At 47.6% G+C, this 538-nt stretch carries 1 protein-coding gene; it reads right to left on the reverse strand.

Translation table 11 applies throughout. The annotated features are described in order from the left end of the window. A partial coding sequence (locus R8O11_RS30695; protein WP_318195317.1) for a hypothetical protein occupies positions 1–538 on the reverse strand: 538 nt, incomplete at both ends.

Here is a 538-nt window from a genome sequence, read left to right on the forward strand (position 1 = left end):
GTCGCACCTGCAAACTCAGCCGTTGCTGTGTTGATAATGTTGGCAACCGCTCGGCTGTTCACCGTGCCTGTAATGGCAAATTCAACCGTATCTCCTGGAGCAATATCGAGATTGGTCGCGATGTCCGAATTTGGTCCCGGTAAGGTCTCGATATTGGTGCGAAGGTCACCTTTGTTGGTCACGATAGTCCAATCGTTGAATGCCGCTTCCATTGCGCCACCAGACGTTTCAACCTCTAATGAAGAAATCAAATCCTCCACTTTGACATCCGCAGCAAAACCAGAACCATTGTTCGTGACCTTGACTCGGAATGTCGAGAACTCTCCCGGCTGGTAATATCGTTCGTCAGCGGACTTTTCGATAACGACATCGCCCGGATAAGGTTTTAGCGTTGCAGTTGCGAGAATATCTTTGCCGTTGTAGTTGAGTGTGGCTTGGTTAACGATGTCACCAGTTGCTTGTGCATTCACTAAACCAATCACGTACAACGTAATGCTGTCATTTGGTGCTAGGTCGATGTTGTAGTCAATATCTTTAT

This window comes from Vibrio sp. 1288, assembly GCF_033344475.1.